This is a genomic window from Geoglobus sp. (assembly GCF_054018175.1).
Genome location: NZ_JBPLZQ010000084.1, coordinates 1 through 3,760, shown reverse-complemented (window position 1 = coordinate 3,760; position 3,760 = coordinate 1). Strand labels below are relative to the sequence as shown.

Here is a 3,760-nt window from a genome sequence, read left to right as displayed (position 1 = left end):
GGAAAGACGACGGTGATGGTGTGTTCGATTCCGGTGACGGGTTGATTGCCAGCATATCTGCGAATGATATAAATGCGACCTTTACGGGTTTGTCCGCATCAATCCCAGCAACCGGTGCCCGCTTCTTCCTGACAATAAACCTCAGCAGCGACATCCCCGAGAGCAGAATATACTATCAAGTGATGGTAATGCCACAAAGCATTGTCGTGAGCAATGGAACCGGAGATTCTTCTCCTGCTGGACCATTCTCAATCCTTGCAATAACAACAGTCAATGATTCGGCTACAACTTACGTGCAGCCCGATCAGACCTACCTTGCCTACACGGTAACATATGCCGAGAACAGGAACGACCCGACGGGCGCATTGCTGCAGTGGTTCAACATAACCGGCATGAGTTACGGCAGTATTGCGGATATAGCAAATGTCACGGTTCTGAATGCAGCAGATGGGACGCTGCTTGGATACAACAACTCGTTTAGTGGATTCCCGATATGCGTAAACCTCAGCAGTCTGAATTCCACTGCGGCAGCAGTTCCGGACAACTCAACATACAAACTGGCAGTTTATCTGACAGTCAGTTCTGCCACAACTGACGCCACGCAGATCGGGATAAACGCAACGATTACAACAAATGAAACAACAACCAAGCTGGTTGTAAACGACCCAAGTCCTGAAACTGTAGCCATACCAGGTATAAAGATAATTGCCCCGGACAAGGTGAAAAGTGCGGGCACCACTGTCCTCCAGATTAAAGTGGTCGATAATGCCGGTAATCCGATTGAAAATAGCAAAGTTACACTTTCTGGACTGGCTACAGCAACAGGATTCACCGGATCAGACGGAATGGTATCTTTCGAAATAATTGTGCGGAACTCAGGTACAATTAACGTACACGCAGCGTACATAAATGCGGCAGGGAACACCATAACTGCCACGAAGTCCATAGTGATCATACCAATATATTTCGGCGGTGGCGGTATGTGGATCAAACCGACACCAAGCCCGACACCTGAGGAGACCCCTGCACCAACACCCACACCAACCGCAACGCCCACGCCCACACCGACCAAGACTCCTGCACCAACTCCAACACCCGTAAAGACAGAGACCAGAGCAGAGACGCCAACACCTGCACCAACCAAGACAGAAGAGAAGAAACAGGGACCCGGTTTTGAGGCGGTGTTCGCCGTTGCAGGTCTGCTCGCGGTTGCATATATCCTGAGAAGAAGACGCTGAGACAATTTTATATTTATTTTTTATTTTAATGCTATCCACCAAGCCTGCTGTATAAATGGTGTCTAGGCCCCTTACAAAATCACATCTCAGCCAGCCTCTGCAACACCTTCTTTTCTCTAAATCCCAGAGCAACAACCACGCCAATCAAAAGGACATTCAGAGCTACAAATTTCAACACAGATCTCCTCGTATATCGGTGCAATCTCCTCAGACCGAAAGATTTTGCGAGTTTAAACACATCCTCAATAGCGGACCTGACTACCTTGAACTCATGCCATCTCTGCAACAGATTCATCAGCCTGGATTTAAGGGCCTTAATAGGGCCCTTACACAACCTCCAACCCGATCTCTTCTCAAACATATTCAAATCATCAACAAACAACTAACAATCCTTCCCATCAAAAGAGACATTATAAAATTCCTCTGCAAAGGAAACAAACCAACTAAAAACCGAAAAAGCTTATGTAGGGGGAGGCACAAGCCCTCTCCAGGTGAAAGCATGCAAATCCAGCTGGTAGTCTGCTGAACAGACTACGGGTGGCAGTTGCTGGAGAAAATACCCAACATTTTTCGATTTGGGGGAAGTAGTTTGCCCACTTTGGGAACTAGCCCCGGCCCACCTCCGTGTATGCAAAGCGAGTGAAAAACGTACAGTTCGAGGGTCAGTAGAATCGACCCAGCTATTCTTGTCATCGGCCTTTATCTCGGAATATCCAAAAATCCTTTATATATCTCCGTCAGTCTCACGCTATGAGCAAGGTGGTCCTTTGTTATTCAGGAGGTCTCGACACAACCGTTTGCATCCCTCTGCTAAAGGAAAGGTACGGATTCGAAGAGGTTATCACTGTCACGGTTGATATCGGCCAGCCTGAAGAGGAGGTAAAGAGGGCAGAGGAAAGGGGCAAAAAGTATGCAGACAATCACTACACCGTAAACGCGAGAGAAGAATTCGTGCAGGCCCTCTTCCAGCTCATAAAGGCAAACGGAGACTATGAGGGTTACGTGCTCGGAACCGCTCTTGCGAGGCCGATAATAGCGAGGAAGGTCGCGGAAATCGCGATCAGGGAGAATGCCGAAGCAGTAGCCCATGGTGCAACCGGAAAGGGTAATGACCAGCTCAGGTTTGACAATATCTTTTACGAGTATGACCTCAAGGTCATCGCACCCATGAGGGAGCTCAACCTCACCAGAGAGTGGGAGATTGAGTATGCGCTAAAGAACGGTATAGACATTCCCGTTACGAAGGAAAAACCGTGGAGCATAGATGAGAACATCTGGAGCAGGAGCGTGGAAGGTGGGAAGCTCGAAGACCCATCCTACGTACCGCCTGAAGAGATTTACGAATGGACGAAAGGTGGCGCTGATGAAGAGGAGATAATAAAGATCGACTTTGAAAAAGGTGTTCCGGTTGCGTTAAACGACGAGAGAATGGATGGCTTCGAGCTGATAAAGGAGCTGAACAGGATTGGCGGACTGCACAGGATAGGCAGGACGGACATGATGGAGGACAGAGTCCTCGGTCTGAAGGCAAGGGAGAACTACGAGCATCCAGCAGCCACCATACTCATAACTGCCCACAGAGATCTCGAAAAGCTCGTTCTGAGCAGGAGGGAGCTAAAATTCAAGAGGTTCGTAGAGGAGGAGTGGGCTGAGCTCGTCTACTACGGCCTGACAAACGACCCTCTCTTCGACGCGCTCAACGCGTTCATTGACAGAACTCAGGAGAGGGTTACGGGCTGGGTGAAGCTCAGGCTGGGTGACGGCCACGTCATGCCTGTAGCGAGACACTCGGAGTACGCGCTCTACAGAGAGGAGCTCACGTCCTTCGACTCCATGGCAATAGATCAGTCCATGGCTGAAGGATTCTCGCTGTTCCACGGGCTCCAGGGAAGAATATACAGGAAAATACTAAGAAGGGAGGATTAGATATCAACCACAACAAACGCGTACCACCCTCCATTTCTTTTCTCAACTCTGAAGTTGTGGAGCGTTATTGCCTTGGGTTCGAGCCTCACCTTCTCCGGAGAGAGGGCGTCTCCCAGAATCTTCCCTCTTGCCACCAGCCTGTCATCCCCGTGAACCCCCACCTCCACAGACCTGCCCGCGAAGTGCTCGGTGTCGAAGAGGTAGAGCAGCTCGTTCAGCCATGCGAAGAGCAGGTAGTCGGGACTGTCCTCCTCAACCTCCAGCGTTTTCACCTTTCCCTCAGAGAGGAGTTCCTGAAACGTGAACGCCTCGTAGAATGCCAGGGAGGCTTCTCTGAGCAGTCCAGCCAGATCATCCGCCTCCACCTCGAAGGCCACATCGGCCGTGTGATCGAGAAATCTGTACATGGTGAAACTTCGCGGGCAGGAAATTAAAAATGTTGGGAGACCACATATAGCACCGGTGGTGGAATGATAGCGAGGCTGAACTTCAGGGGCTGCAACTGCTACCTGATCGAGAGAGACGAGAAAAGGTACCTCGTGGACACCGGCACTCCCGGAAACCTGAAGAGGGCGAGAGAGCAGATAGACAGCATA

5 protein-coding genes are annotated in these 3,760 nt (G+C 50.1%); 3 read left to right on the top strand and 2 right to left on the bottom strand.

Annotated features, from left to right (window positions below):
* On the top strand, positions 1 to 1,238 hold a 1,238-nt coding region (locus ACXJJC_RS06630), incomplete at its 5' end, for a PGF-CTERM sorting domain-containing protein (RefSeq protein ID WP_456370373.1).
* Between the two features lie 79 nt (positions 1,239 to 1,317).
* On the opposite strand, the gene ACXJJC_RS06625 is transcribed toward ACXJJC_RS06630, so the two are convergent.
* Entirely contained in the window at positions 1,318 to 1,599 is a 282-nt protein-coding gene (locus tag ACXJJC_RS06625) for a hypothetical protein (RefSeq protein ID WP_456370372.1), read from the bottom strand.
* Between the two features lie 389 nt (positions 1,600 to 1,988).
* Here ACXJJC_RS06625 and ACXJJC_RS06620 point away from each other — a divergent pair, with 389 nt between their 5' ends.
* Positions 1,989 to 3,164: an argininosuccinate synthase gene (locus tag ACXJJC_RS06620; RefSeq protein WP_456370370.1), complete on the top strand. Its 1,176-nt coding sequence runs from the start codon at positions 1,989 to 1,991 to the stop codon at positions 3,162 to 3,164.
* On the opposite strand, the gene ACXJJC_RS06615 is transcribed toward ACXJJC_RS06620, so the two are convergent.
* On the bottom strand, positions 3,161 to 3,571 hold the full coding sequence (locus ACXJJC_RS06615; protein ID WP_456370368.1) for an archease: 411 nt from the start codon (positions 3,569 to 3,571) through the stop codon (positions 3,161 to 3,163). The two genes, ACXJJC_RS06620 and ACXJJC_RS06615, sit on opposite strands and share 4 nt — an antisense overlap.
* A 63-nt stretch (positions 3,572 to 3,634) precedes the next feature.
* Between ACXJJC_RS06615 and ACXJJC_RS06610 the strand changes: the two genes are divergently transcribed.
* A partial coding sequence (locus ACXJJC_RS06610) for an MBL fold metallo-hydrolase (RefSeq protein ID WP_456370375.1) occupies positions 3,635 to 3,760 on the top strand: 126 nt, incomplete at its 3' end.

What these genes read in the sequence shown, in the direction of transcription:
- ACXJJC_RS06620 (WP_456370370.1), top strand. Translation starts at nt 1,989, where the DNA reads ATGAGCAAGGTGGTCCTTTGTTATTCAGGAGGTCTCGACACAACCGTT.
- ACXJJC_RS06625 (WP_456370372.1), bottom strand. Translation starts at nt 1,599, where the DNA reads ATGTTTGAGAAGAGATCGGGTTGGAGGTTGTGTAAGGGCCCTATTAAG.
- ACXJJC_RS06615 (WP_456370368.1), bottom strand. Translation starts at nt 3,571, where the DNA reads ATGTACAGATTTCTCGATCACACGGCCGATGTGGCCTTCGAGGTGGAG.